This window comes from Akkermansia sp. JRP_AM1 (genome assembly GCF_049262625.1).
Classification (GTDB): Bacteria; Verrucomicrobiota; Verrucomicrobiia; order Verrucomicrobiales; family Akkermansiaceae; genus Akkermansia; species Akkermansia massiliensis.
The window spans coordinates 1,101,428-1,126,265 of sequence record NZ_CP118234.1; the positions used below are offsets into that span (position 1 = coordinate 1,101,428).

Annotated in this window: 28 protein-coding genes; 14 read left to right on the forward strand and 14 right to left on the reverse strand. The window is 60.8% G+C overall.

Going from position 1 to position 24,838, the window contains the following annotated elements:
• The first annotated feature begins 123 nt into the window (after positions 1-123).
• The 5 genes from PVA48_RS05165 to PVA48_RS05185 are packed head-to-tail and all read left to right on the forward strand — an operon-like array spanning position 124 to position 4,276.
• Positions 124-396: a hypothetical protein gene (locus PVA48_RS05165; RefSeq protein ID WP_423232346.1), complete on the forward strand. Its 273-nt coding sequence runs from the start codon at positions 124-126 to the stop codon at positions 394-396.
• Positions 393-1,094 carry a thiamine pyrophosphate-dependent dehydrogenase E1 component subunit alpha gene (locus PVA48_RS05170; protein ID WP_423232347.1) on the forward strand — a complete coding sequence of 234 codons (702 nt, stop codon included), beginning with the start codon at positions 393-395 and terminating at the stop codon, positions 1,092-1,094. The genes PVA48_RS05165 and PVA48_RS05170 overlap by 4 nt, the downstream gene beginning before the upstream one ends.
• A 21-nt stretch (positions 1,095-1,115) precedes the next feature.
• On the forward strand, positions 1,116-2,129 hold the full coding sequence (locus PVA48_RS05175; RefSeq protein WP_423232348.1) for an alpha-ketoacid dehydrogenase subunit beta: 1,014 nt from the start codon (positions 1,116-1,118) through the stop codon (positions 2,127-2,129).
• A complete protein-coding gene (locus PVA48_RS05180; RefSeq protein ID WP_423232349.1) occupies positions 2,108-3,382 on the forward strand; it encodes a 2-oxo acid dehydrogenase subunit E2 in 1,275 nt (424 codons plus the stop codon). Before PVA48_RS05175 ends, PVA48_RS05180 begins: the two co-directional genes overlap by 22 nt.
• A 30-nt stretch (positions 3,383-3,412) precedes the next feature.
• On the forward strand, positions 3,413-4,276 hold the full coding sequence (locus PVA48_RS05185) for an LpxI family protein (protein ID WP_102722224.1): 864 nt from the start codon (positions 3,413-3,415) through the stop codon (positions 4,274-4,276).
• Between the two features lie 87 nt (positions 4,277-4,363).
• Here PVA48_RS05185 and PVA48_RS05190 read toward each other — a convergent pair whose 3' ends face one another.
• The 6 genes from PVA48_RS05190 to PVA48_RS05215 all read right to left on the reverse strand — a co-directional run bounded on the left by PVA48_RS05190 (position 4,364) and on the right by PVA48_RS05215 (position 7,963).
• Positions 4,364-4,540, reverse strand: a complete 177-nt coding sequence (locus PVA48_RS05190) for a hypothetical protein (protein ID WP_156340827.1) — start codon at positions 4,538-4,540, stop codon at positions 4,364-4,366.
• A gap of 55 nt (positions 4,541-4,595) precedes the next feature.
• The gene (locus PVA48_RS05195; RefSeq protein ID WP_022396819.1) at positions 4,596-4,925 is read right to left on the reverse strand and encodes a hypothetical protein; all 330 of its coding nucleotides are present in this window, start codon (positions 4,923-4,925) and stop codon (positions 4,596-4,598) included.
• 78 nt (positions 4,926-5,003) lie between these two features.
• A complete protein-coding gene (locus PVA48_RS05200; protein ID WP_102722223.1) occupies positions 5,004-5,330 on the reverse strand; it encodes a hypothetical protein in 327 nt (108 codons plus the stop codon).
• Between the two features lie 127 nt (positions 5,331-5,457).
• Complete coding sequence (locus PVA48_RS05205) at positions 5,458-6,162, reverse strand: MmcQ/YjbR family DNA-binding protein (RefSeq protein WP_102728549.1); 705 nt, start codon at positions 6,160-6,162, stop codon at positions 5,458-5,460.
• Between the two features lie 161 nt (positions 6,163-6,323).
• Positions 6,324-7,118 carry a WecB/TagA/CpsF family glycosyltransferase gene (locus PVA48_RS05210; protein ID WP_146021140.1) on the reverse strand — a complete coding sequence of 265 codons (795 nt, stop codon included), beginning with the start codon at positions 7,116-7,118 and terminating at the stop codon, positions 6,324-6,326.
• Positions 7,119-7,144: 26 nt separating this feature from the next.
• Positions 7,145-7,963: an MBL fold metallo-hydrolase gene (locus tag PVA48_RS05215; protein ID WP_423232350.1), complete on the reverse strand. Its 819-nt coding sequence runs from the start codon at positions 7,961-7,963 to the stop codon at positions 7,145-7,147.
• A gap of 146 nt (positions 7,964-8,109) precedes the next feature.
• Here PVA48_RS05215 and PVA48_RS05220 point away from each other — a divergent pair, with 146 nt between their 5' ends.
• A complete protein-coding gene (locus tag PVA48_RS05220; protein WP_423232495.1) occupies positions 8,110-9,639 on the forward strand; it encodes a DNA repair protein RecN in 1,530 nt (509 codons plus the stop codon).
• 30 nt (positions 9,640-9,669) lie between these two features.
• Here the strand turns inward: PVA48_RS05220 and PVA48_RS05225 are convergent, their stop codons facing one another.
• Both PVA48_RS05225 and PVA48_RS05230 read right to left on the reverse strand, forming a co-directional pair.
• Positions 9,670-11,598, reverse strand: a complete 1,929-nt coding sequence (locus tag PVA48_RS05225) for a copper-translocating P-type ATPase (RefSeq protein WP_423232351.1) — start codon at positions 11,596-11,598, stop codon at positions 9,670-9,672.
• Complete coding sequence (locus PVA48_RS05230; protein WP_423232352.1) at positions 11,598-11,912, reverse strand: heavy-metal-associated domain-containing protein; 315 nt, start codon at positions 11,910-11,912, stop codon at positions 11,598-11,600. The genes PVA48_RS05225 and PVA48_RS05230 overlap by 1 nt, the downstream gene beginning before the upstream one ends.
• A 182-nt stretch (positions 11,913-12,094) precedes the next feature.
• On the opposite strand from PVA48_RS05230, the gene PVA48_RS05235 reads away from it, so the two are divergent.
• Both PVA48_RS05235 and PVA48_RS05240 read left to right on the forward strand, forming a co-directional pair.
• On the forward strand, positions 12,095-12,814 hold the full coding sequence (locus tag PVA48_RS05235; RefSeq protein ID WP_423232353.1) for a glycoside hydrolase family 16 protein: 720 nt from the start codon (positions 12,095-12,097) through the stop codon (positions 12,812-12,814).
• Complete coding sequence (locus PVA48_RS05240) at positions 12,763-13,086, forward strand: glycoside hydrolase family 16 protein (protein ID WP_423232354.1); 324 nt, start codon at positions 12,763-12,765, stop codon at positions 13,084-13,086. The genes PVA48_RS05235 and PVA48_RS05240 overlap by 52 nt, the downstream gene beginning before the upstream one ends.
• A gap of 143 nt (positions 13,087-13,229) precedes the next feature.
• Here the strand turns inward: PVA48_RS05240 and PVA48_RS05245 are convergent, their stop codons facing one another.
• The 4 genes from PVA48_RS05245 to PVA48_RS05260 form a co-directional block, all read right to left on the reverse strand.
• Positions 13,230-13,883: a GDSL-type esterase/lipase family protein gene (locus PVA48_RS05245; RefSeq protein ID WP_102728545.1), complete on the reverse strand. Its 654-nt coding sequence runs from the start codon at positions 13,881-13,883 to the stop codon at positions 13,230-13,232.
• Positions 13,884-14,047: 164 nt separating this feature from the next.
• The gene (locus PVA48_RS05250) at positions 14,048-14,512 is read right to left on the reverse strand and encodes an elongation factor P (protein WP_257228430.1); all 465 of its coding nucleotides are present in this window, start codon (positions 14,510-14,512) and stop codon (positions 14,048-14,050) included.
• A gap of 223 nt (positions 14,513-14,735) precedes the next feature.
• Positions 14,736-15,194 (reverse strand): amino acid-binding ACT, encoded by a 459-nt coding sequence (locus PVA48_RS05255; RefSeq protein WP_022396831.1) that lies wholly within the window; start codon positions 15,192-15,194, stop codon positions 14,736-14,738.
• A gap of 26 nt (positions 15,195-15,220) precedes the next feature.
• Positions 15,221-16,477: an aspartate aminotransferase family protein gene (locus PVA48_RS05260; RefSeq protein WP_423232355.1), complete on the reverse strand. Its 1,257-nt coding sequence runs from the start codon at positions 16,475-16,477 to the stop codon at positions 15,221-15,223.
• 187 nt (positions 16,478-16,664) lie between these two features.
• Here PVA48_RS05260 and mscL point away from each other — a divergent pair, with 187 nt between their 5' ends.
• Positions 16,665-17,078, forward strand: coding sequence for a large-conductance mechanosensitive channel protein MscL (gene mscL, locus PVA48_RS05265; RefSeq protein WP_022396833.1), 414 nt, complete (start codon positions 16,665-16,667; stop codon positions 17,076-17,078).
• A gap of 87 nt (positions 17,079-17,165) precedes the next feature.
• Positions 17,166-18,317: an alkaline phosphatase gene (locus PVA48_RS05270; protein ID WP_102728543.1), complete on the forward strand. Its 1,152-nt coding sequence runs from the start codon at positions 17,166-17,168 to the stop codon at positions 18,315-18,317.
• Between the two features lie 8 nt (positions 18,318-18,325).
• Here PVA48_RS05270 and PVA48_RS05275 read toward each other — a convergent pair whose 3' ends face one another.
• Positions 18,326-19,525 (reverse strand): MFS transporter, encoded by a 1,200-nt coding sequence (locus tag PVA48_RS05275; protein WP_102749449.1) that lies wholly within the window; start codon positions 19,523-19,525, stop codon positions 18,326-18,328.
• A 155-nt stretch (positions 19,526-19,680) separates the two neighbouring features.
• On the opposite strand from PVA48_RS05275, the gene PVA48_RS05280 reads away from it, so the two are divergent.
• Together PVA48_RS05280 and PVA48_RS05285 are read left to right on the forward strand one after the other, a co-directional pair.
• On the forward strand, positions 19,681-21,303 hold the full coding sequence (locus PVA48_RS05280; protein WP_249853099.1) for a beta-N-acetylhexosaminidase: 1,623 nt from the start codon (positions 19,681-19,683) through the stop codon (positions 21,301-21,303).
• A gap of 90 nt (positions 21,304-21,393) precedes the next feature.
• Positions 21,394-22,542, forward strand: a complete 1,149-nt coding sequence (locus PVA48_RS05285; RefSeq protein WP_102728540.1) for a M42 family metallopeptidase — start codon at positions 21,394-21,396, stop codon at positions 22,540-22,542.
• A gap of 331 nt (positions 22,543-22,873) precedes the next feature.
• Here PVA48_RS05285 and PVA48_RS05290 read toward each other — a convergent pair whose 3' ends face one another.
• Positions 22,874-23,377 (reverse strand): hypothetical protein, encoded by a 504-nt coding sequence (locus PVA48_RS05290; protein ID WP_102726441.1) that lies wholly within the window; start codon positions 23,375-23,377, stop codon positions 22,874-22,876.
• Between the two features lie 205 nt (positions 23,378-23,582).
• Here PVA48_RS05290 and PVA48_RS05295 point away from each other — a divergent pair, with 205 nt between their 5' ends.
• Both PVA48_RS05295 and PVA48_RS05300 read left to right on the forward strand, forming a co-directional pair.
• Positions 23,583-24,131 carry a rubrerythrin family protein gene (locus PVA48_RS05295; RefSeq protein ID WP_102722212.1) on the forward strand — a complete coding sequence of 183 codons (549 nt, stop codon included), beginning with the start codon at positions 23,583-23,585 and terminating at the stop codon, positions 24,129-24,131.
• 312 nt (positions 24,132-24,443) lie between these two features.
• On the forward strand, positions 24,444-24,683 hold the full coding sequence (locus PVA48_RS05300; protein ID WP_146021138.1) for a hypothetical protein: 240 nt from the start codon (positions 24,444-24,446) through the stop codon (positions 24,681-24,683).
• The last annotated feature ends 155 nt before the right edge of the window (positions 24,684-24,838 follow it).

Consider the following 24,838-nt stretch of genomic DNA (forward strand, 5'->3'; position numbering starts at 1 on the left):
GCCGGAACGTCCGTTCAGGCCCGCAGGCATGAAGTCTCCGGAAGTTTCATGAAATGGCATTGCATTTCCCCATGCAGCATATAAAATAATGGGGTGGCACATTGCGACACTACACAACCGGACTTGAAGGAAAGCGCCGTCAAGGCTTACAAGGCCATGTTGCTGGCGCGGGCCTTTGACACCAAAATTTCCAGCCTGTATAAAGCGGGCAAAATCACGGGCGGCGTTTACCTGGGCCGCGGGCATGAAGCGATTGCCGCCTGCGGCGGCGTTTTCCTGACCGCCGGGTATGACGTGATCGCCCCGTTCATCCGGGAACAGGCGGCGCGCATCACCTGGGGGAACCGATCATTGAAGCGGCCCGCTCCTACCTGGGCTCTGCCCTGGGCTATATGAAGGGACGGGACGGGAACGTCCACCGCGGACTGCCGGCGGAAGGCTACATGGCGCCCATCAGCCATCTGGGCAGCACGGTGGCCTTCGTCATCGGCTGCCTTTTTGCCAAGCGGCTGGACGGCAAGCTTCCCGGCCCCGTAGGCGTGGCCTTCTGCGGAGACGGCACCACGTCCACAGGCGCCTTTCACGAAGCCGCCAACATGGCGAACGTGGAACAACTGCCGCTGGTGCTCGTGGTGACCAACAATCAATTCGCCTATTCCACTCCCAATGTCCGTGAATTCGGGGAAGCCTCCCTGGCGGACAGGGGCCGCGGCTACGGCTTCACCGTGCATGAAACGGACGGCACGGACTTCATGGCTACGCTGGAAGCCTTCCGCACCGCCGTCAACAACGCGAGGGAAGGCAGGGGCCCCCAGTGGGTGCTGGCCAAGACCCTGCGCATGTGCGGCCACGGGGAACATGACGACGCCTCCTACATCCCCAGGGAATTGAAGGATGAGTACGACAAAAAAGACCCCGTCACCGTCGCGGAACGGCAACTGCTGGAAGCCGGCTGGCTGACGCCGGAAGAAGTGGCGGACCTGAAAAAGCAGTATGCCGATGAAGTCCAGCTGGCCGTGGCTACTGCGCAGAGGGAACCGGAGCCGGACCCCTTCCGGGAGGACTGGAACGCCACGGTGTGGAGACCTTATTAAGCCTGCAAACGGAATATTCCCATGAGCGTAACATACATTGATGCCATTCACGACGCCCAGAAAGACCTGCTTGCGGAAGACAAGGACGTCTTCCTGTACGGACAGGACATAGGCGTTTTCGGCGGCGCTTTCAAAGCGACCAAGGGCCTCAAGGAGCTGTTCCCGGACCGCGTGATTGACGCCCCCATCAGTGAGGACGCCATGGCCGGCATGGTCACCGGAGCCGCCGTCATGGGCAAGAAGCCCATCATGGAAGTCCAGTTTGCCGACTTCAGCACCATCGCTTTCAACCAGATCGTCAACATGGCGGCCACCCATTACTACCGCACGGGCATTCCCGCCAACATCACGGTGCGGCTGCCCTGCGGGGGAACGCCCGGCACGGGTCCCTTCCACAGCCAGAGCCTGGAAGCCCTGTTCGCCCACTATCCGGGCCTGCACGTCATGACCCCGGCCACCGTGGCGGACGCCTACTGGATGCTGCGCCAGGCCGTGGAAGTGCCCGATCCCGTCATCTTCCTGGAACACAAGTTCCTGTACCGCTGGCTGAAGGCGGAGGACAACTACCGGGAAGCCCCGGTGATTCCCTTCGGCATGGCCCGGATCGCCCGCACCGGAAAGCACGCCACCGTAGTGGCGTACAGCGCCATGGTGCCGGAAGCCGTGCGCGCGGCGGACCTGCTGGCGAAGGAGAGCGGTTATGAAGTGGAAGTAGTGGACCTCCGCACGGTGCGCCCGCTGGACATGGACACCGTCATCGCCTCCGTAGCGCGCACTGGCCGCGTCCTGGTCGTCGGGGAAGACTTCCCGTGGGGGGCGTCACGTCGGAAGTCGTTTCCCGCATCGTGGCGGAAGGCTTCCATCTGCTGGACGCTCCGCCCCAGCGGCTCAACGCCAGGGACACCCCCATCCCCCAGCATCCCAACCTGTGGAAGGCGCACCGCCCTACGCTGGAATCCATCGCCGCCTCCATCCGCCATCTTTTATCCATCTGATTCAACCCAGTTTCCACCATGCCTAAAGTACCCATTCTGATGCCCCAGCTCGGGGATTCCATTGCGGAAGCCACCGTGCTGCGCCTGCTGGCGGCCCCGGGCGACACCGTAGAAGCCGACCAAGAAATCTTTGAGGTAGAGACCAACAAGGCCACCATGGGCGTCACCACCATGTGCGGCGGCGTCCTGAGCGACGTGTTTATCAAGGAAGGGGAATCCATCGTGGTCGGCGCCTGCATGGCCATGATTGACGCCACGGAAGAGGAAATTGAGCGTTCCGGGGCCACCCCGGCCGGTGACTCCACCCAGCCTTCCCTTCCGGCCAGCCCGGAATCCGTGCCCCAGCGCGTCCCGGACGCTTCCGCCCGGGAGGAAAAGCCCGCCGGGGTCCACTTTGGCCTGACGGGGGAATCCTACCAGGAAAACGGCACGGACCTGAAAGTCCAGCCCAGCGTGCGCGGCCTGCCGGTGCCCGCCGGCATGAAAGGCGCGCACTACATGTCCCCCCGGATGAAGGCGCGCATGGATGAACTGGGCATGAGCGCCTCGGACATCGCTTTCATCTCCGGCTCCGGAGCCGGAGGACGGGTCACCATTGACGACCTGGAGGAATTCCTGGAATACGTGAGCCAGTGGCCGCACCGCAAGGCCTCCTCCATGCGGCTGGCCGTGGCGGACGCCATGCGCCGGAGCTGGACGCGCCCCCTGGCCTCCGCCGGGCGCCCCGTGTTCATGGACCCCCTCATCAAGCACAGGCAGCATTCCCCGCTGCGGCCCGGCATCACCCTGTACTTTGCCCGCGCCCTGGCCCTGGCCCTGGCGGAAAGCCCGGAATGCGCCGGCTACCTGGTGGGGGAAAACATCCTTTCCCCCAAGACCATTGACATCGGCATCGCCGCCCAGGTGGCGGACGAAGTGATGGTTCCCGTGCTGCGCCGCGTGAACGAACGGACGATGGAAGAACTGCTGGAAGACTACAACAGGCTGATCGCCCAGGCGCGCCGCCGCAGGCTGGCCCCGGAAGACAGCACGGGCGGCATCGCCACAGTCACCAACTTCGGCGGCTTCGGGCTCACCTTTGCCGCCCCCATGCCCATGCCCAGCGAATCCATCATCCTGGGGGTGGGAGCCGTCACCAAGACCCCGGTCTGGAGCGACGAGGTGGAGGCGTTCATTCCCATCTCCAAGGCCAACATCGTGGCTACGGGGGACCACCGCGTGGTGGACGGCGCGGACATCGGCCGCCTGCTCAAGCGCGTGGCGGAACTGCTCCAGCGCCCGGAATACCTGTAACCCGCTCCGTTCCCGCACGCTTTACGCCGCATGACGACAGACCCACCCGTACTAGGCCTGGTAGCCGGAGACGGCGTCTACCCGGAATACATCGTCCGGGGGGCGCGCCGCCGGACGCCGGAGCTGCGCATCGTGGCCGTGGGCTTCAAGGGGGAGACCAATCCCGCCGTCATTCCCCTGTGCGACGCTTACCAGGAATTCAGCGTGGGCCAGATCAGCAAGCCGTTCTCCTTCCTGAAAAAGCACGGCGTGCGGAACGTCATCATGGCGGGAGGCATCAACCCGAAGAACATTCTCTCCCTCCGTCCGGACCTCCGCGCCCTTTCCGTGCTGATGCGCATGCCGGAGAAAAACGCGGACTCCCTGCTGGGGGCCGTCATCACGGAGGCGGAAAAAGAAGGCTTCACCATCCTCCCCGCCTTCACCTACATGGAAGAGCACATGCCGCAGCCGGGCCACATCGCCGGACCGCGTCCCACGACCGAACAATGGGAGGACGCCGTTTTCGGCATGCAGATGGCCAAGGAAATCAGCCGCCTTCACATCGGGCAGTCCGTCGTCGTGCACGGAGGCACCGTAGTTGCCGTGGAAGCCATTGAAGGCACCAACAACTGCATACGCCGCAGCGGCGAGCTGGGCAACGGCAAACCCGCCACACTGGCAAAAGTGGCGCGCCTGGGGCATGACATGCGCTTCGACATTCCTACGATCGGCCCCGTCACCATTGAGACGTGCGCGGAATGCGGCGTCAGGCAAATCGCCCTGGAAGCGGGCAAAACCATTCTGCTGGAGCGTGACCGGGTGGCGGAACTGTGCAAAAGGCACAAAATCAGCCTGCATGCCATGGACGCTTCCGGGGAGGGCTGCCCTCAACCGGAAAATCCCGCCCAATAAAAATCCCCTCGTCCGGAAACCCGGACAAGGGGAAATCATGCCGCATACGGGATGCAGAATAGAAAACGGCTTATTCAACCGCCGGAATTAAGCGTTTTTGTCCTTGTCCATCATGGACTTGGCCTTGTCACTTACGCCGGAAGCCATATCCTTGACGCCTTCCTTGCTCTTTTCGTAGGCGTCTTTCATTGCCTTCTTGCCTTCTTCCATCTTGCCGGAAGCGGCATCTTTCGAGCATCCACAGCCTTCATGCATATGGTTCATATGATCTTTGGAGTCACACATAATAAATAAATGGTTTGTATTTTAATCGTTTGAGTTAACCGTTTTTCGCAGCGTCGCCAATGGCTTCGGCCTTATCGGCAGCCCTGTCCGCCGCATGGTCCACGGCTTCCTTGCTGTCCTGGTAAGTATCCTTGACGGCTTCCTTGCTCTTTTCGTAGGCGTCCTTCGCCGCTTGCTTGCCTTCCTTCATTTTTTCGGAAGCGGCGTCCTTGGCGGCTTTGGCGCCCTTTTTCATGTGTTCCTTGGCTTCAGCCATGTCCTTGTCACCCTTGGTGCAGGAACCGCTGTTGCAGGCGCTCTGCGCCAGGGCCACTACCGGAACTGCAACGGCTACCGCTGCTATAGCATATATCAATTTTTTCATGACGTTGTTCTATTTGGATTCATTCCAATAGACTCTTTCTTCATGAAAATCTATGAATACAGTCGTGTCATTCTGCGTTCACTCCTGCAAATCAAAAGCCATAAACGCCGCGGAGGCAACGCAGTCCCGGCACGGAACACAGCCTTCTTTTTTCAGCTCCCTGCAATGGGAATAACCCAGCTTCTCCACAAACCGCCGCTTCAGCTCCTCCCTTGACTGCACGGGCGTGCACAGGAGCGCTCCATACAAGGCGCCGCATACCCCGTCAGGCGCTCTTCCCGTGCCGCACGCGGAGACGGCTTCCAGCAAATCCTCCCTTCCCAGGGCCGCGCAAACGGCCTGGGCGCAATTGTGGCGCCAGGGTTCCGTGCGGAAGGTGGACAGCGCCTTTTCTTCAACGTTCATGCCCCCACTGTAGGCCCGGCTCCCTTCCGGGTCAAGAGCCCCGTCCCGCCTTACCACCTGCAAACTCCGCCGCCGCATTCCGGGTGAGGAAACCATAAGCCCTCCGGAAAACCGCCGGCAGCGGCGTTTACTTCCCGGCAAGCCGGCGGCTGGTCTCCAGGCGCGCGGCCAGCTCCTCAAAGGAGACGGTCCCGTCCAGGCAAAGGCTCACCCAGCTTTTCTTATTCATGTGGTAGGCCGGAAAACGGCTGTGATGGTCCACAAGGCCCTCGAGCTCCCCAGGGCGGACCCGCAGATTCAGCACCTCCACCCTTTCCCTGGAACTGCCGCCCAGTTTCAACCGCGGCACAGCCAGAAAAACGGCATACCATTTTTCCGTGTCCTTCCGCCGCACGACAGCGCTTCCCGGCGACTTCCTCCACAGGAATTCCAATTCATCCCCGTAAGCCTCCCGGACGTGCGCGACGAGGCTCCGGGCAGGATCGCCCTTGAAGAAATCAGGTTCAAAGCAGCACTCCGCCACATGCCACAGCTCTTCCTCATATTCCCTGCGGAGCGCCCTCTCCCGCAACCTGTCTGCCTCTCCCTGAGCAAGATGAGGGATACTCTTCCCGTCCGCATCACGCACCGTTACGCTGACGGAGCCCTCCGCATGTATTTCAAATTCCATACAGAGCTGCCCGTTCAGCAGCTTTGTCCGGTACAGAAAACCATTTTCCCCGCGAACGCAGCCGAAGGGAGGCAATTTTTCCTCACACAACCTCCTGTCCCTGAAAACGCGTTCCACGGCTTTTTCATACCAGCTTTTCCGGGGAATGCGGCGAAAGAACATGAGGAAAAGAAGTTAAAGGAGATGGAAGGATGGAAAACGCCAGCTGCACCCCTGCAGGCGTGCAGAACCCGGCCAAGCCATGATAAATCCGCACGGGAACGGTACAAGGCCAAAATAACCTGCTCCCCATGTCCGGGGCGCCCGCATCGGGAAAAGAGTTTTTACCTCCCCGTCAGCACATACCACACGAACAGGCTGTTATGCTTCACGTACCGCTTGAGCAGCCTCGCCGGCTCCCGGTAAATGCGGTACAGCCATTCCAGGCCGTTTTTCTGCATCCACCGGGGCGCGCGCTTCACCGTTCCGGCATGGAAGGCGAAGGCCGCTCCCACGCCCACATAAACCGCGGGAGGCAGCAGCTCCTTCTGCTCCGCCATCCACCGCTCCTGCTTCGGGCAGCCCAGGCCCACCCACACCACATTGGCCCCGCTTGAGGCAACCGCCTCCCGCATCTCCCTCCGGTCTTCCTCCGTCCAGGAACGGAATGGCGGGGAATGCACGCCGGCCAGATGAAAAGCCGGGTACTTCTCCTTCAATGCGGACGCCAGGGTCTCCAGCGTCCCTTCATCTCCGCCCAGCAAAAAATGGCGCAGACCCGGATACTCCGCATTCGCCCGCACCAGGGCTTCCATCAGGTCCGGCCCGCTCACGCGTTCGGCGCTCCTTTCCCCTGCGGGAAGGCCCCTGTTCAGCTTCCACACCACAGGCATTCCGTCCGGGCAAACCACGTCCATCCGTTCCAGCACGGCCCCATAACCCCGGTCATGAACGCCGAGGGTTATCACGTGCACGTCCGCGGCGGCCACCAGGCACGGGGCCTGCGCTTCCAGGGCACGTTCCGCCAGGGCAGAGCTCATTTCCTCCACGGAGCTGACGGCCACGGAAAAGCCGAACACCTTTCTGGTCTCGCACGGCATCCGCGCGCCGGGCTGGTCAGGGTTGTTTGCAGCAGTCATGGCCTGATGGAAATGAAGGGTGAAAATCACGGCAGGGACAGCCTCAGCCCGTCGTAGGCAGGCATGACGTTCTCCGGCAGCTTGCCGGAAAGAATCCCGTAATCCATGTCGTGGGACATGTGGGTCAGCACGGCGCGCCCGGGCCGGATGGCGGCAATGGCGGCCAGGGATTCCTCCAGGCACAGGTGCGTGGGGTGCAGATGATAGCGCAAGCCGTCAATAATCAGCAGGTCAACCCCTTTCATGGCCTCCAGGGAGGCCTCCGGAATGCTTTTCACATCCGGCATGTATGCCAGCCGCTGCCCTTCCGCCTCCAGCACGTAGGCATAAGTCTCCACCCCGGCATGCATTACGGGAAGAGGCGTCACCAGCACGCTCCCTACGCGGAACGGCTCCCTCACTTCGTGAGGTTCCGGCCTGACGTAGCCGCTCCGGCCCGGTTTCGGTTCAAACGCCCAGCCGTACATGGTCCGCAGGGCTTCCATCGTCTGCGGTGAGGCGTACAGGGGCAGGCCGCCGGACCTGCGCCAGCAGAAGGCGCGCAGATCGTCAAAGCCGCCCACGTGGTCCACATGGGCGTGCGTGTACAGCACGGCGTCCACGTCCGTGATGTTTTCCCGCAGGGCCTGCTGACGCAGATCCGGGAGGAATCCAGCAGAATGCGGGTGCCCGCGGCCTCCACGTAAACTGAAGAACGCAACCGCTTGTTTCTGGGGTCCGGGGACGTGCAGACCGCACAGGAGCAACCTATCTGCGGAACTCCGGTGGACGTTCCGGTGCCCAGAAAGAGAATGTTCATCACAGAGGTCATGATTGCGTTTAGAGCAAATGATGCCATAATGCATTCAAAATCCAAAGCCCGAATGCTTACATTGCTGAAAATTAGAAACCTGGCCCTCGTGGACCAGCTGCTCTGGGAACCCAGCTCCGGTTTCATCTGCATCACGGGGAAACGGGGGCGGGCAAATCCGTCATCATCGGCGCCATACGCCTGGCGCTGGGAGAACGCGCGGACAAAACGCTCATCCGGTCCGGAGAACAGCAATGCAGCGTGGAGGCCGTGTTCCACCTGCCGGACTCCTCCCCGGTGCACGCCATTCTGAACGAACACGGCGTGCCGCCCTGCGAAGACGGCAACCTGATCATCAAGCGCATCATTTCCTCCACGGCCAACCGCCAGTTCCTGAATGACAGCCCGTGCACCCTGAACCTGCTGCGGGAGGCGGGCGCCTGCCTGGTGGACATGCACGGCCCCAGCGACCACCGCTCCCTGATCTCCCAGGAGAGGCAGCTTTCCCTGCTGGACGCCTTTGGGGAGCACGCCCCCCTGCTGCACGCCTACGCGGACGCGTGGCGGCAATGGCAGGACGCGCGCCGGGCCTATGACGACCTGGAGCATGCGGAAGCGGCCACCGCGCGGGAAATAGAGCTGCTGCGCCACCAGGTGGACGAGATAGACGCCGCCGCCTTTACGCCGGAGGAAGTGCTCACGCTGGAAGAACGCTGGCAGCGCGCCCGCAACGGCACCAGGCTTCAGGAACAGGTTTCCAGAATGCTTGCCATGCTGGAGGAAACGGACGTGCCCGGCCTGGGTTCCCAGTTGAGGGAACTGACCCGGGCGGCGCACGAACTGGAACGCATGGACGCCTCCACAGCCGCGTGGCTGGCCCCGCTGGCGGAAGTGAATCTGGAGCTTAAGGAAATTGAAGGACGCCTGGCGGATTATTCCTCCGAGCTGGATTGTGATCCCCGGGAGCTCTTCCAACTGGAGGAGCGCATCAACCTGCTGGAATCCCTGAAAATGAAATACGGCCCTTCCTTTGAAGACGTCTGCGCCCGGAGGGAGGAGGCGGCCCACCGCCTGGACCGCATCGAGCACCGCACGGAACGCCTGGAAGAACTGCGGGCCTCCATGGCCGTCCTGCGCAAGCAGGTGGACGCCGCCGGACAGGCCCTGACCAAAGCGCGGCAGGCATCCGCGCCCAAACTGGCTTCCTCCATCGTCAGGCACTCCCGGGAACTGGGCTTCCGCCAGGCCGTCTTTGAAGTAGGGCTCTCCCCCCTCCAGGAACCCGGCTCCCAGGGAATGGAAACGGTGGAATTCCTGTTCGGCCCCAATCCGGGCGAACCCTCCAAGCCTCTCCGGCTGATTGCCTCCAGCGGGGAGCTGGCGCGCATCATGCTGGCGATTAAAAGCGCCCTGGCGCACAAGGACTCCACCCCCCTGCTGGTATTTGACGAAATAGACGCCAATGTGGGCGGGGAAGTGGCGCGGGCCGTCGGCTTCAAGATGCAGCAGCTCGGGAACAGGCACCAGGTCATCTCCATCACGCACTTTCCGCAGGTGGCGGCCCTGGCCTCCCATCACTACCTGGTCCAGAAGGCTTCCGCGGGCAACCGCACCATCTCCTGCCTGCGGGAGGTGAGCCATGAAGACCGGATAGACGAGCTGGTCCGCATGCTGGGCGGCGGCGGGGACCACGCCCGCACGCTGGCCCAGGCCCTGCTGCAGCCCTCCTGAACGGAGGGCGCCAAAAAGGAAGAGGCCGCCTTATTTTTCCAGACGGGGCTTGAAGCCGCGCAGCCGCAGGGAATTGAACACCACGCACAGGGAGCTTAAACTCATGGCCCCGGCGGCAATCATGGGATTCAGCGTAAGGCCGAAGGCCGGATACAGGCACCCGGCGGCCAGCGGAATGCCGATGATATTGTAAAAGAAGGCCCAGAAGAGGTTCTGCCTGATGATGTGCAGGGTGGTGCGGCCCAGTTGAAGGGCTTCCGCCACGCCCACGGGATTGCTCTTCATCAGCACGATGTCGGAGGACTCCATCGCCAGCTCCGTTCCGGACTTCATGGAGATGCCCACCCGGGCGCAGGCCAGCGCCGGGGCGTCGTTCACGCCGTCCCCCACCATCGCCACCTTGTCCCCGCGTTCCTCCATCTTCATCACATGGGAGGCCTTCTCATCCGGAAGCACGTCGGAAATCACTTCATCAATATGCAGTTCCCCGGCCATGTGCCGCGCCGTGGCGGCATTGTCCCCCGTCAGCATGACCACGCGCAGGTTCATCCGCTTCAGATAATCCACCGCCGCCCGGCTGTCCGGTTTCAGGGAATCCGCCACCATGATCACTCCCGCAGGACGGTCTCCCCTCCCTACATACAGCGGGGACGCGCCCTGCCGCATGAACTCCCGGAGGCGGCCTTCCTCCTCCTTCCAGGAGATGCCCTTGTCCTGCATGAAGCCGGGATTGCCCACCGCATAGGGCACGCCGTCCACTACGCCGGAAATGCCGCGGCCCGGCACAACGGACAAATCCGCCACGGCGCGGATGGGGAGTTCCAGCAGCCTGGCGTGTTCATAAACGGCTTTCCCTACCGGATGTTCCGATCCCTGCTCCAAAGCCGCCGCCATTTCCACCAGTTCATCCGCATTCATGCCCGGCTCCGGCAGAACGGCCACCACACGGGGCTCCCCTTCAGTCAGGGTGCCCGTCTTGTCAAAAACGACGGTATCCACGCGGCTCAAAGCCTCCAAAGCTCCGGCGGACTTGCACAGGATGCCCAGCCGCGCGCCCCTGCCCGTCCCTACCATGATGGCGATGGGCGTGGCAAGCCCCAGAACGCAGGGGCAGGAAATCACCAGCACCGCAATCGCCCTGGCAAGGGCGAAGGAAAATCCCTCCCCGGCAGCCAGCCACGCAACCAACGACACCAGGGCAATCGCAATCACCGCAGGGACAAAGAAATAACACACCCGGTCCGCCAGCCGTGCAATCGGAGCCTTGGACTGGCTGGCCTCCTCCACCAGGCGGATCATGCGGGCCAGCGTGGAGTCCCTGCCCACGCGTTCCGCACGTACCTTGAGATACCCGGCCCGGTTGAACGTGCCGCTGATCACCCGGTCTCCCGCCGTCTTGTCCACCGGCATGCTTTCCCCCGTCAGGTCCGATTCATCCAGCGCGGCCTGCCCTTCTTCAATGACGCCGTCCACCGGAATCCTCTGCCCGGTTTTCACCACCACCAGGTCCCCGGAATGAAGTTCATCCAGCGGGACGGCGCGCTCCGCGCCGTCATGCCAAACCAGGGCCTCCTGGGGAACCAGCTTCACCAGCCCTTTCACGGCGGCGTTCGTCTTGCGGTAGGAACGGCGTTCAAGATATTTCCCCAGGGAAATCAGGGTGACGATCATGGCCGCGGATTCAAAATACAGTTCCATTCCGTCCACGTTGGCGCCCTGCCACAGCGCCGCAATCAACAGATACAGCCCGTACAGGAAGGCGGAACCGGAGCCGATGGCGATCAGGGAATCCATATTGGGAGACAGCGCGGCAAGCTGGCGCACGCCGTTGATTAAATAATGCCGGTTCAGCCACAGAATCGCGGCCGCCAGAATGCACTGCGCCCACAAATTCATCCAGAGCCCCCAGCCCCCTCCCGGAACGGGCCAGTGCCACATGGGCCCCATGGACAGATACATCAGAGGCGCCAGCAGCAGAACGGACCAAACGAGGCGGAGCCTCCCGTTTCCTCCTGCCCCTGGCTTTCCTCCCCATCCGCACCGGAAAACGGTTCCTCCCGCCAGTCCGCCAGGTGGAAGCCGGCTTTCTCCACTACGGACGCAATGCGCCCCCTGGCGGGCGAATCTGGCTTTTCAAACAGAACGGTCATCCGCCCCGTCAGCAAATTCAGCTCTACGCGCTCCACCCCCTCCAATCCCTCCACGGCGCGCTCCACCTTGGCAGCACAACCGGCGCAATGCATGCCGGAAACAAGATAGTTCTTTTCTTCCATTGTCGTTAAAACGGAGTGTTTGATTTTCCGGGACCAAAGAAGGCTCCCATGTTGTTAGGTGAAACTAATCCCATCAATCCCGTTTCTCAAGCCGCTTTCGCGGCTTCACCCTTTTCCAATAAAAAATGACAAAAAAACGCCCGCGGCCCCGTAACAGTAACAAACACCTTCATCCCTTCATAATGACCGCTCCCACCCTGTTCCGAGTCCTGGCCTGCACGGCCCTGTTGTCCGCCCCCCTCCATGCCCAGCTTTACACCCTGCACGGGGACGGCGTCAAAAAAACCGAGAGGGTGGTGGAAAAAGCGGATTATTCCGATTACGAACTCGTCTGGCACGACGAGTTCGACAAGGACGGCCGCCCGGACCCCGCCAAGTGGAATTACGAACACGGATTCGTCCGCAACAAGGAGGAACAGTGGTACCAGCCGGAAAACGCCCGGTGCGAGGACGGCATGCTGATTATTGAAGGCAAAAAGGAAAAACACGCCAATCCCCATTATGACCCGGCGGGAAAGAATTGGCAGACGACGCGCAAGGAAGCGGATTACACCTCCGCCTCCCTGACCACGCGCGGCAAGTTTTCCTGGCTGTACGGGCGGTTTGAAATCCGGGCCAGATTCAGCCCGCGGGAGGGCATGTGGCCCGCCTTCTGGACCATGGGCGTCAAGGAAGGATGGCCCATGTGCGGGGAAATAGACATCATGGAGTACTACCAGTCCACCTACCTGGCCAACCTCTGCTGGGCCTCCCCAAAAAACACGTGGGCAAATGGAGCACTACCTACACGCCGCTCAAATGGCTCCAGGAAAGGCATGCGGACTGGGCGGACAGCTTCCATGTCTTCCGCATGGACTGGGATGAAAAGGAAGTGCGCCTGTATGCGGACGACATCCTGCTGAACAGGACGCCCCTGGACAACACCGTCAACGCCGTTTACAAGGAAGTCGCCAATCCCTTCCGTCAGCCCCATTTCATCATCCTGAACCTGGCCATGGGCGCCACAGGAGGCGATCTGAATAAACTGCCCCTGCCCCAGAAGTATGAAATAGATTACGTCCGCATATACCAGAAGAAGGATTCCCCCCACAAGGGCACCATTCCCTACCGGACAGAGAAGAAAAAGGATGCTCCCGTGGAACTGTCCCGCCTTCAGAAAGCGCTAGACGAATAGGGAACGTGAACGGCCAGGGGCGCATGGAACGGATAGAGCAAAAAGGGAATTCCGGCTTCGCCGTATCCGTAAGGTCCATCCAGTTTCTTTAACCCCTTCCAATTCATATAAAAGTCCCTGCCTTCGGGAACGGGGGCGGCCTGTTACTCGGCAGCCTTCCCCTTGAGCACCAGGAGAATGTGCTCCGCCATGAGGGCGTGCCCTTCCGCATTGGGGTGCACGCCGTCCACCAGCAGGGAGCCCTTGTCCTTCATCACCTTGTTGAGGTCGATCACCCTGGATTTGGTGCTCTTGGCCACCTGCCGGATGAGCGGAATGATTTCCTTTTCAATGCATTCCCTGCTGATCCCCCCTTCCCTGGCCTCCTGGGAGGGAATGGGCAGCAGGCAGTATACCTTCAATTTGGGATTCTGCTTGCGGAATTCCGTAATGATCTCCTTGTAATTGTTTACAAAATCATCCTTGTGGCTCCAATTCACTTTTTTGCTGTCATTGGTGCCCAGGCCTATCAACAGCATGTCAGGCTTGAACGCCAGCGCGTCCTGATAAGCCTTCTCCCGCGTGATGGGGCGGTCCCCCTTGAACAGCAGGCAGCGCGCCGATACGCCGAAGTTTCCTACTTCCGCCTTCCTGTCCAGGGTCTTCGCAATCCGGGATACCCAGCAGTCTTCCTTTTTAACCCCCATCCCGGCGGTGATGCTGTCCCCCAGACAGGCCAGCTTCACTGCGGCGGCACAATCCGCCGGCAGAAAAGCGGCCAGCAGCCCTATCCACAACAAGACAATAAACTTTTTCATGGAGTAAAATATTACAATGAGAATGGCTTACTGGACGCGGCTTCAAATGTAAAGCCCGTACTCCGGCCCGTCTTCTGGTCTTTTTCCGTGCCGTCCCCTCATGAAAAAGCCCCGGCCGGATAAAACCCGGACGGGACTCTTCAAATAACAGGAAAAGGGAACGTTTAATTCACGCGGCCCAGGTAGGAGCCGTCTTCCGTCTTTACGGAAATCTTTTCGCCGGGCTTGATGAAAAGGGGCACCTGCACCACCAAGCCGGTGGTCATCGTGGCGGACTTGTAAACGTTGTTCGCGCTGTCGCCCTTGACGCCTTCCGGAGCTTCCGCCACTTCCATGGTGATGGCGGCGGGGAGTTCCACGGAAACAACCGTCTCATCCGTGAAAAGCAGAATGTAGATGTTGCCTTCCATCAGGTAATCCTTGACGGGTTCCACGATGTCCGGAGACACGGTAATGTCTTCGTACGTATCGGGGTTCATGAAGTGGTAGCCCATGCCGTCAATGTAGCTGAACTCATATTCCTCACGGGCGAGGTTCACGCCTTCCAGGGATTCATTGGAAGTCAGGCGAAGGTTATATACCTTCTTGGTGGAAATGCTGCGGATGCTCATTTGCACGTAGGAGGCCATGCGGGGGGGCACTTGTGCTCCATGCTGACCACGACGCAAACGTCATTGTTATGATTAACCGCGTGTCCCTTGCGAAGATTGATTACGGGTACTTTTGCCATGCGGCCCGTACCATACCATGTTTTCCCCTCCCGTCAAGCCGAAAAAACGCGCCAAACCCTTGATGCGCTTGGAGAAAACGCCTTTGGCCGGGTGACCGGAAAGGCCGGAAAAACCATCGTTCCTACCGGCTGAGATCCTGCTGGAACAGGACCTTGATGCCGCTGGAATTCAGCACGGTGCGCCCGAAGTTGAGGTCATCCACATGGAGGGCGACCAGGGAGCCCCGCGCCATGCAGGGCATCAGGGGGTACAGGAAGTTGACGTTCATTTCCGCGGCATACAGCACATCCAGGCACTTCTTGAGGTCCGCGGGGCCATGGCGGAGAACCGCCACCAGAACCTCGGACTCCGTGTAGCAGATGCCCTTTTCCAGAAAGATTTCCGACGTTCGTTCCGGATCGCTGACAATCAGGCGCGCAATGGTCGCCTCATGGCAGTCGTGCATGCTGAACCCCAGGCAGAAGATGCCGTGCATGTCCAGCAGGCCGAGGAGGGCGGACAGCGCCCCCACCCGGTTCTGGAGCATGATGGAATATTGCCTTATCGTACTGCCGGGGGCTTTGATGGCTTCTTCCTTCATGACAATAAAGCAAACGGGGTTGAGTTCTATTTAACGTATGTCTTAAGCACGCGCCTGATGATGGCAAGCGCCTGCTGGACTTCCTCTTCACTCACGTTCAGCGGAGGCAGCAGGCGGACGGTTTCCGGCCCGGCGGGAACGGAAAGCAGGCCCTCCTGCCGCAGAGCCTCCACCACCACGGCGGCAACCGTCTTGCCTTCCGGCGCGTCCACCATCTCCGGATTGAGGCCGATGCCCAGCAACAGGCCCAGGCCGCGCACGCCCTGGATCACGGGCAGGTTCCAGGATTCTATTTCCGCGCGGATTTCCGCGCCCAGGCGCCGCGCCCGTTCCGGGAGCCCCTGGGAGACGATTTCCCGCAGCACGGCCAAGCCGACCGTGGTGCCGAGCGGATTGCCGCCATACGTGGAACCATGGGAGCCGGGATCCATGATGGAGGCAAGCTCCGTGCCCTGGTCGTCAATGGCGCGGTCGGAAATCCAGAAGCCGCCGATGGGAAAACCGCCGCCAAGAGCCTTGGCCCAGGAAACGCCGTCCGGCTCCACGTCCGGAGCCACGGCGCGCCATCCCATGATGTCGCCGCAACGGCCAAAGCCGCACTGCACTTCATCCATCAGCAGGAGAAGATCGTGCTCCTGGCACAATTGTGCCAGGCCGCGCAGGAATTCCGAAGTCACGCAGTTGACGCCGCCTTCCCCCTGGATGGTTTCCAGCATGAAGGCTACTGTTTCCGGCCTGATGGCTTCGCGGGCCGTTTCCAGGTCATTGAAAGGCAGATGGCGGAATCCCGGCAGCATGGGGTCAAAGCCTATCTTGATTTTATCCTGCCCCGTGGCGGACATGCTGCCCAGCGTTCTTCCGTGGAAGGATTTGTTGAACGTAAGCACTTCATAACGGGGTTTGCCGTCCGCCTGGGGCTTCCGGTGGCCGTAGCGGCGCGCCACCTTGATCAAGCCGTCATTGGATTCCGCGCCGCTGTTGGAGAAAAAGACCTTCCCCGGACGCTCCACGCATTTGGTCACGATGAATTCCGCCAGATCCGCCTGCTGGGGAATCTGGTACAGGTTGGAGCAGTGCACCAGCGTGGCCGCCTGCTTTTGCAGGGCCTGCGTTACCACGGGATGGCAATGCCCCAGCGCGCAGGTGGCAATGCCGGCACAGAAGTCCAGATAGCACTTCCCCGTGCTGTCCCACAGTCGGGAGCCTTCCCCGCGGACGGCAGCCATGGGATAACGGCCATAGGAATGGAGTACGTACCGGTTGAGTTTTTCTTCTGTGTTCATAAGCTAAGGTAATACGCGTGTAGTTTGCGCTTCTGGCCCCGTCTGTAAATGATTTTTTTGGGAGCCACGTCATGATTCTCACATTTTATCCCGGCGGGTAGTCATATCTCTGTTCGGCGGCATTTCATTTTTCTTTTCTTTTATCCTTTTGCCGCCAGAATAAATCTACAACCAGCAGCAATCCATCATGGCACATTTTTTCAATCCCAAAGGTTTTCTGGAGGAATTCAAGGCATTCGCCCTTAAAGGAAACGTCATTGACCTAGCGGTGGCGGTCGTCATCGGCGGCGCGTTCAACAAAATCGTTTCCGTCTTCGTCTCCAGCATCATCACCCCCATCATCGGCTACCTCACCTCCGGCGTGAACCTGGCGTACCTGACCTTGAAACTGGGGGACGTGGAATTGAAATACGGGGAATTGCTTCAGGCGACCATCGACTTCATCATCATCGCCTTCTCCATCTTCGTGGCCATCAAGCTCATCGGCTCACTGAGGCGCAAGAGCGAAGAAACGCCGGCAGCCCCCGCGCCCAAGCCGGATGACGTCGTTCTGCTGGAACAGATCCGGGACATCCTGCAAAAACAGGCGGACGTCAAATAAGGCCGCCAACAGCATTTGTGCCGGTTTCCCGCGGAACCGGCACATTTTCCTCTTTACTTGTTCCGCCGCGGGCGGGAAAGTGGCAGCATGTATTCCCTCCTGCGCTCCCTTGCCTGTGCCCTGCTGCTTGCGCCGTCCCTGCTTCCGGCGGCGGAGACCCAGCGCTTCGTTCTGGAACGCCCCTACCAGGTGGCGGAAATTCCGGAGCCTGACCGGAACCTCCCTGCCACCAACGTCATCCTGATGATTGGGGACGGCATGGGCATCCATCACCTTTCCGCGGCCTGGGCGGCCAACCGCGGGCGCCTGTTCATTGAAAACTGCCCGGTGACGGGCATCTCCAAAACATGGTGCGCGGACAAGCTGGTAACGGACTCCGCCGCCGCAGGCACCGCCATGGCGACGGGTACCAAGACGCTCTACAAGAGGGTGGCCGTGTGCCCCAGGGGCAACAAGCTGGACTCCCTGGTGGACAAGGCGGCGGACATGGGCAAATCCACCGGCGTGATCGCCACCTGCGAGCTGAACGACGCCACCCCGGCCGCTTTCTGCGCCAATAATGAAAAAAGGTCGGATTCCTACGGCATCATCGGGGATTACCCCCGTTCCCGCGCCGACTTCATTTTCGGCGGCGGCGGCAAGTATTTCACGCAAAGGCCGGACGGGAGGGACATTTTCAAGGAGATGCAGGCGCAGGGCTACCGGATCGCCCGCAGCTGGGAGGAAGCCGCCGCACTGCCGCCCGGAAAAACGCTGGCCGTCACCGCTCCGGGGAATCTTCCCCCGCCCTCCAGGCGGGGAGACGTTCTGCGCCGGGCCACGCTGAAGGCGCTGGATACCCTATCCCGTAATCCCGAGGGATTTTTCCTGATGGTGGAAGGCTCCAACATCGACAAGGCCGCCCACCGCAACAACCTGGAAGAAATGATGGAGGAGCTTCTCGACTTCGACCGGGCCGCGGGAGCCGTGCTGGACTGGGCTTCAAAACACCCCGGCACCCTGGTCGTCATCACGGCGGACCATAACACGGGCGCGTTCGCACTCACAGGCGGCAACCGGGAGAAAGGGGAAATAAACGCCCAGTTCGGCTCCGGCAATCACGACGGCATGGCCGTTCCGGTGTACGCCTTCGGCGCGGGAAGCGGCGCGTTCACCGGCATTTACGAAAATACGGACATCTTCCACAAGATCATGAAGGCCTTCAAAAAAGGGACGGTCAAACCCGCACCCGGGCGTTAGAACTTCTGTCAGGCTCCGTTCCGCCCCTGCTCATCCATGTGCCGCGCCACCAGCCCGGCCCCGGCGGTAGCCAGGCCGCCTATCAGGAACACCGCCTGCGGACCGCCCGTATTCATCCAGATCACGCCGCCCAGCACGCCGTAAGTGATGGAAGCCACATGGTTGATGGCCAGCCCGGTGTAAATGCTCGGCGTGATGTCCTCCGGCTTCTCGCAGATGCGGGCCACATAAGTGCTGCGGGCCATGCCCAGGGCGAACAGCAGGTTGTCCAGCACGAAGCAGGCGGTCACCACGCCCACGGCCCAGTGCAGGGGGAGCAGCTCCGGGGCGAAGGCATACGCCAGGCACAGGAGGGACAGCGCAATGCTGTCGAAAATCGTTACCTTCCGTTCCCCATACCGCTTGATGCTCCAGCCGATGAGGGGCTGCGTGACCAGCCCGATGACGCCGGCAATGAGCAGGGTTTTTCCGATGTATCCGGGCGGCTGGCCCAGCGTGCTGACCATCAGCCAGAAGCCGAAGGTCAGATAAAGCTGCTTGCGGATGCCGTGCAGGATTTCCAGCCCGTAATAAACGGCATACCTGCGCTTGAAGACGAAGCACTGCCGCCAGCCGCGCCGCTGCGGAAAGACGGGCGTTTTCACCCGGCTCAGGAACAGGAACGCCAGCAGGCACACGCCGCCCGTAACGAAAAAGTCCACGGCAAAAGACTGGTTGAATTTCCACTTGATCCATACGCACAGCGCGCCCAGCAGCGCGGCCGCCGTCCCCAGCGCCTTCATCTGGCCGAGCCTCAGGCTACGGTTCTCCGGCCTCGCCGTATGGATGACGATGGTATCAATCATGCCCATCAGAATGTGCTGCCCCAGGCTCACCGTCAGAATCCACGCAGACAGCGCCCACAGGCTGGTTCCGGCGCCGCAGAAGGCCAGCGCGTACATGCCGCCGAACATCAGCAAGCACGCCACCCCGGCCATGCGCACCTCATTGAACATGAAAAGCAGGCTGACCACAAAAAGGGACAGGATGCCGGGCAGTTCCCTGGGGAGTTCAATGAACCCGCGCATCTCCACGTCCAGATGCTGGGCGTCACGCAGGAAGTTGCTGAAAATGAGATCATACACGCCGCTTCCGAACTGGCCCAGAAAGAGAGCCAGCAGCACAAAAACCATCGTCTTCCTGATGCGGGGGGAAGCGGCTTCACTCATAGGGCGGGGATACTCTCACAGGTGCACAGGCGGAGCAACCGCTATTTTTATCCGCCGGCCTTTCCCGGCATTTGAAAAAAACAATCGCCGGAACAGAATTTTTTCGGGAAATACCACGTAGTTACGCTATGATTTCCAGACACCTTTTCCCTGCCATGGCTTTCAGCTTATCCTCCCTCTGCTGGGGCGCCCCGTCCGCTCCGGTTCCCGGGACGCCCCACATCATTCCCCAGCCCGCCGCCATGCGCGTTAAAACCGGAGAAGCCGGATTTTCCCTGAAAGACGGCGTCCGGCTCCCGGAAGGAAATCCCCTTTCCAAACAGGCGGAACGGATTTTCCGCGACAACGGGATCAAAACGGCGCTGGTTGAAACCGGAGCGGACCTCATCTTTACGGAAGACGCGTCCCTGGGCAGGGAAGGCTACCGCCTTGCCGTAACGCCGGATTCCATTTCCATTGCCTCCGGTTCCGTGAACGGCGCTTTGTACGCCCTTCAATCCCTTGTGCAAAGCGTCGCTTCCGACGTGAACGGAGCTCCGGCCCTGCCCCGGCTGGACGTGAAGGACCAGCCCCGTTTTTCATGGCGCGGCCTGATGATGGACAGTTGCCGCCACATGATGCCCGTGCGGGACGTCAAAAAGATCCTGGACCTGATGGAGAGGTACAAATTCAACACCCTGCACTGGCACCTGACGGACGACCAGGGGTGGAGGCTCCCCATCGCCAAGTACCCCAGGCTGACGGCTGTGGGAGGTACCCGGGCGCAGTCCCCCGTCATCGGCAGCCGCAACAAGGCGGACGGCACCCCGTACTCCGGCCATTACACTGCGGATGAAATCCGGGAAGTGGTCCAGTACGCCAAAGACCGCGGCATCACCGTCATTCCGGAGGTGGAACTGCCGGGCCACGCCTCCGCCGCCATCGCCGCGTATCCGGAACTGGGCAACACGGACATTCCGGGCTTCGCGCCCAAGGTGCAGGAAACCTGGGGCGTGCTTCCCTACACCTTCGCCCCCACGGAAAAAACCTTCCGTTTTCTGGAAGACGTTATTGATGAAGTGTGCGCCCTGTTCCCGGACAGCCCCTATATCCACATCGGCGGGGATGAGGCTCCCAAGGACCAGTGGAAGCAGTCCGCCGCGGCGCAACAGGTCATGAAGGACAACGGCCTCGCCAACGAGAACGAACTCCAGAGCTACTTTATCCGGCGCGTGGAAAAAATGATCAACAGCCACGGCAAGAGGCTCATCGGCTGGGATGAAATCCAGGAAGGAGGCCTCTCCCCCACCGCCACCATGATGGTCTGGCGGAGCTGGATGCCGAACAGCGCGCGGCATGCCCTGGAACAGGGCAACGACGTGGTGATGACGCCCAACAGCCACCTGTACTTCGACTATGACCAGGGCCCCGGCAAACCCTCCGCCCCGGAGTATGAAACCATCAACGACGACAACCTGACCTGGCAGCGCGTCTATGGGCTGGAGCCCGTCCCGCAGGGAACGCCCCGGGAACGGGAAAAACAGGTGCTGGGCTGCCAGGCGAACATCTGGACGGAGTACATCCCCAACCTGCCGAAATGGGAATACCATGCCTTTCCCCGCGCCCTGGCGCTGGCGGAAGTAGCCTGGACCCCCAAGGAGCTGAAAAACGAGAAAGACTTCCGCAAACGCCTCGACCGCCAGCTTCCCTTCCTGGACGCCCATGGCGTCAACTACAAGAGGCCGGACAACGGGGCCCCCGCGCAGCCGGACGCCGTCATTACCCGGGAACGCCGGTAAATACGGAGGGAAGGCCCCCGCGCAGCCTCCTTCCGGAGGCCGCATTATGGGCTAGCCAACCTTCACGAAAACCATTACATTGGCGGCATTATGAATTTGGAACTGCTTCGTCAGGTTTGCGTGACTCCGGGCGCTCCGGGGTTTGAAGACAAAATCCGTGATTTCATCATTCAGGAAGTGGCCCCTCTGGTGGACGCCGTGCGGGTGGACAACCTGGGCAGCGTGATTGCCATCGTGGAAGGCAAGGATACGGAAAAAACCATGATGGCCGCCGCCCACATGGACGAAATCGGCTTCATGGTCCGTCACATTGACGACAAAGGGTTCATCAAATTCCTCCCCCTGGGCGGCTTTGACGCCAAGACGCTGACGGCCCAGCGCGTCATCGTCCACGGCAAAAAAGACCTCATCGGCGTCATGGGCGTGAAGCCAATCCACGTGATGTCCCCGGCGGAACGCACCAAGCTGCCGGAAGTGACCGATTTCTTCATCGACCTGGGCATGAGCAAGGAGGAAGTGGAAAAATACGTCTCCGTGGGCGACTCCGTCACCCGTGAACGCGACCTGGTGGAAATGGGGGACTGCGTGAACGTGAAGTCCCTGGACAACCGCGCCGGATGCTACGTGCTGATTGAAGCCCTCCGCGCCATCAAGGCTTCCAAAAAGAAGCCCTCCTGCAACTTCGTGGCCGCCTTCACCGTTCAGGAGGAAGTGGGGCTGAGGGGCGCGCAGGCCGGCACGCTGGACATCCAGCCGGACTTCTCCATCGCCCTGGACGTCACCATCGCCTGCGACATTCCCGGCACCCCGGCGCACGACCAAGTCTCCCACCTGGGCGCAGGTGCCGCCATCAAGCTGTATGACGGCTCCGTGATTGCGGACCGCCGCATGGTGAAGTTCATGAAGGCCATGGCGGACGCCAACAAGATCAAATGGCAGGTGGAAATGCTGCCGGCAGGCGGCACGGACGCCGGAGCCATGCAGAAGTTTGTTCCGGGCGGCTCCATTGCCGGGGCCATCTCCGTTCCCACCCGCAACGTTCACCAGGTCATTGAAATGGCGCACAAGGATGACCTGGACGCTTCCGTAGCGCTCCTGACCGCCTGCGCCATGAACGTGGACAAATGGGACTGGTCCTGGAACTCCGTCAACGAATGCCCGGCAGAAAAACCCGCCAAGGCATCCAAAACGGCAGCCAAGCCGGCCAAAGCCGCCGCCAGGAAGAAAAAGGCCAAATAAAAGCCCCGGCGCCAACCGATCACTCACCCGCAGGCCGCCCCGGAAACGGAGGCGGCCTGCCTGTTTCCGGATGTCTTCAAGCGTTCCGCGCAATACGCCCGCGGCGTTGCCCCGTCCAGTCAAGAAGCGCCGCAGCCCCTTGCGCCAGTCAAACCTGAAATTGAGCGGCAGTGAACTCTGTTCCCTGAAGCAGGGCATCCTGTCGGACGCATGCGTTTCAGCTGCCGCAGAGGCCTGAGGCACGCCACGGAGGCTTTTCAGGACGGCCTCCCCATAAAAAATCCTCCGGCACCCAGAGATGCCGGAGGAGGATCAATCCTGAAAAAGAAAGTTACTTGGCGGCGGGAGCGGGAGCTTCCTTTGGAGCGGGAGCGGGGGCCGGAACGGCTTCCACTTCCACTTCTTCCTCCACTTCAACGCCTTCTTCGGGACCGGAAGCTCCGGTCTGCTTCATGGCGTCCTTCAGGGCCTGGCTTCCGAAGAAGTCGGCCTGCTGCAAGCGCTGCATGTCGGTCATCATGCCCATGAAAATGGGCAGGAGTTCGGCTTGGCGCGCCTGCATGGCGGCATCCATTTCAGCCTGGACCTTCTGGGCGCTCTTGGAAAGGGCTTCGCCCTTTTCATTGATCTTCGCCATCTTTTCAGCAGCCGCGTCTGCGGTGGCCTTGTCCTTCACCGTGCTGAGCGTGGCGGACATTTCCTTCATCAAAGCCAGCATCTGGTCAGCGGCTTCCTTCGCTTCCTTGGAAACTTCAGCGGCCGGCGCGGTGGGCGCGGCAGGGGTTTCAGCGGCCGGGGCGGGTGCCGGAGCCGGGGCATCCTGGGCGGAAGCCATACCTGCAAATGCCAGGGCACATGCCGAACTAATTGTTACAATGCTCTTCATAACGTTTCCGTTGTACAGGCTCGCCATGCATGCGTCAATGAATCATTGTGTAACGGCTCCCCGTGATGCCGCAGAAAGGGGAATTTGCGTTTTTTCTTCCCTTGGAGGATTTTTTCAGTTGCATCTTTTTAGAATTATTATAAATTCATTCCCGATGACTAAAACCATAGAAAACCTGAAAGCCGCCATTACGGGCGAAAGCACCGCCTCCGCCACTTACGCAGCCTATGCCGCCAAAGCCGCCCAGGAAGGGCAGCCCCTCATTCAGAAATTGTTTGAAGCCGCCTCCAAGGCGGAATCCGTCCACGCCGCCAACCACAACAAGGTTCTGGAAAAGCTGGGCGCAACGATGGACCCCATCGATATCCAGATTCATGTAGGAACCACCGCGGAAAACCTGAAAGCCGCCATCGCCGGGGAAACCCACGAATTCGAAAGCATGTATCCGGAATTCATCGCCGTGGCGGAAGAGGAAGGCCAGAAGGCCGCCGTCCGCTCCTTCACGTGGGCCACGGAAGCGGAAAAGGAACACGCCGATTTTTATGCCGCCGCCCTCAAGGCCCTGGAAAACGGAGACACCAGCGCCCTGCCCAGGCAATACTGGGTATGCCTGGTGTGCGGGGACACCTTCAAATCTCTGGAAGGCGTGGACGCCTGCCCCCTCTGCGGCACCAAGGCTGAAAAATTCCTCGTCATCGGGTAAACTCCGTCTGAGCACCGGAGGCCATCCATGGCACACAAAACCCGCCCGGAACATTCCGGGCGGGTTTTTACAGGCCGGAAACCGCTGCCATCTGGGGAAGCGGCCAGAGAAGAAGCATCGCCGGCTTTTCCCTTCCGGTCATTCCGCAAGCGCCGTTCCAGAACCGTGTTCCGGCCCTTTTCCGGACTTCAAGACTTTTCTCCACTTCCGACTGTCCGGGTGGCCCTGGTCCTCTCCTCCCACGTGCATCCGGCCCCGGACCTTTTTTGAATGCCCGGATTGATGGACTTGTTCATTTAAAACATTAAATACATGCATTCCGTTCCGGCTACGGCGCAGGCGAGCATCCCGATTAAAATCATGATGATGCCGAATGCGACGGATTTTCTGCACAAGGCGACAACGGCGCAGGCAACGGAAGCCACCCCCAGCAAAATCCCGGCTGCGCCCAGCACGGTTCCGGGAACAAGCCCCAGGCCGGAAGCCGCTGCGACCCAGGGCAATGACACGGCCCCCACGACACAAATACAGGCGGCTCCTTTCACAGCTTGAGGACATTGCAGCACAACGGGCTGATTTTCCATAAGCTTCCCTATACCCTCCCAAAACCGGGCCTGTCAACTACAACCGGAAAGTCCCCTCTTTCCGTCAACCCCGCATGCCGGACGGGCTGCCCCCACAACCAATTGCCCCCACGACCAATTGCC

Bases quoted from the DNA above. Each gene is read 5' to 3' on its own strand.
- PVA48_RS05170 (WP_423232347.1), top strand. From the start codon at position 393: ATGAAGGGACGGGACGGGAACGTCCACCGCGGACTGCCGGCGGAAGGC.
- PVA48_RS05175 (WP_423232348.1), top strand. From the start codon at position 1,116: ATGAGCGTAACATACATTGATGCCATTCACGACGCCCAGAAAGACCTG.
- PVA48_RS05180 (WP_423232349.1), top strand. From the start codon at position 2,108: ATGCCTAAAGTACCCATTCTGATGCCCCAGCTCGGGGATTCCATTGCG.
- PVA48_RS05185 (WP_102722224.1), top strand. From the start codon at position 3,413: ATGACGACAGACCCACCCGTACTAGGCCTGGTAGCCGGAGACGGCGTC.
- PVA48_RS05190 (WP_156340827.1), bottom strand. From the start codon at position 4,540: ATGAACCATATGCATGAAGGCTGTGGATGCTCGAAAGATGCCGCTTCC.
- PVA48_RS05195 (WP_022396819.1), bottom strand. From the start codon at position 4,925: ATGAAAAAATTGATATATGCTATAGCAGCGGTAGCCGTTGCAGTTCCG.
- PVA48_RS05200 (WP_102722223.1), bottom strand. From the start codon at position 5,330: ATGAACGTTGAAGAAAAGGCGCTGTCCACCTTCCGCACGGAACCCTGG.
- PVA48_RS05205 (WP_102728549.1), bottom strand. From the start codon at position 6,162: ATGTTCTTTCGCCGCATTCCCCGGAAAAGCTGGTATGAAAAAGCCGTG.
- PVA48_RS05210 (WP_146021140.1), bottom strand. From the start codon at position 7,118: ATGACTGCTGCAAACAACCCTGACCAGCCCGGCGCGCGGATGCCGTGC.
- PVA48_RS05215 (WP_423232350.1), bottom strand. From the start codon at position 7,963: ATGCATTATGGCATCATTTGCTCTAAACGCAATCATGACCTCTGTGAT.
- PVA48_RS05225 (WP_423232351.1), bottom strand. From the start codon at position 11,598: ATGTATCTGTCCATGGGGCCCATGTGGCACTGGCCCGTTCCGGGAGGG.
- PVA48_RS05230 (WP_423232352.1), bottom strand. From the start codon at position 11,912: ATGGAAGAAAAGAACTATCTTGTTTCCGGCATGCATTGCGCCGGTTGT.
- PVA48_RS05235 (WP_423232353.1), top strand. From the start codon at position 12,095: ATGACCGCTCCCACCCTGTTCCGAGTCCTGGCCTGCACGGCCCTGTTG.
- PVA48_RS05240 (WP_423232354.1), top strand. From the start codon at position 12,763: ATGGACTGGGATGAAAAGGAAGTGCGCCTGTATGCGGACGACATCCTG.
- PVA48_RS05245 (WP_102728545.1), bottom strand. From the start codon at position 13,883: ATGAAAAAGTTTATTGTCTTGTTGTGGATAGGGCTGCTGGCCGCTTTT.
- PVA48_RS05250 (WP_257228430.1), bottom strand. From the start codon at position 14,512: ATGGCCTCCTACGTGCAAATGAGCATCCGCAGCATTTCCACCAAGAAG.
- PVA48_RS05255 (WP_022396831.1), bottom strand. From the start codon at position 15,194: ATGAAGGAAGAAGCCATCAAAGCCCCCGGCAGTACGATAAGGCAATAT.
- PVA48_RS05260 (WP_423232355.1), bottom strand. From the start codon at position 16,477: ATGAACACAGAAGAAAAACTCAACCGGTACGTACTCCATTCCTATGGC.
- mscL (WP_022396833.1), top strand. From the start codon at position 16,665: ATGGCACATTTTTTCAATCCCAAAGGTTTTCTGGAGGAATTCAAGGCA.
- PVA48_RS05270 (WP_102728543.1), top strand. From the start codon at position 17,166: ATGTATTCCCTCCTGCGCTCCCTTGCCTGTGCCCTGCTGCTTGCGCCG.
- PVA48_RS05275 (WP_102749449.1), bottom strand. From the start codon at position 19,525: ATGAGTGAAGCCGCTTCCCCCCGCATCAGGAAGACGATGGTTTTTGTG.
- PVA48_RS05280 (WP_249853099.1), top strand. From the start codon at position 19,681: ATGGCTTTCAGCTTATCCTCCCTCTGCTGGGGCGCCCCGTCCGCTCCG.
- PVA48_RS05285 (WP_102728540.1), top strand. From the start codon at position 21,394: ATGAATTTGGAACTGCTTCGTCAGGTTTGCGTGACTCCGGGCGCTCCG.
- PVA48_RS05290 (WP_102726441.1), bottom strand. From the start codon at position 23,377: ATGGCTTCCGCCCAGGATGCCCCGGCTCCGGCACCCGCCCCGGCCGCT.
- PVA48_RS05295 (WP_102722212.1), top strand. From the start codon at position 23,583: ATGACTAAAACCATAGAAAACCTGAAAGCCGCCATTACGGGCGAAAGC.
- PVA48_RS05300 (WP_146021138.1), top strand. From the start codon at position 24,444: ATGCATTCCGTTCCGGCTACGGCGCAGGCGAGCATCCCGATTAAAATC.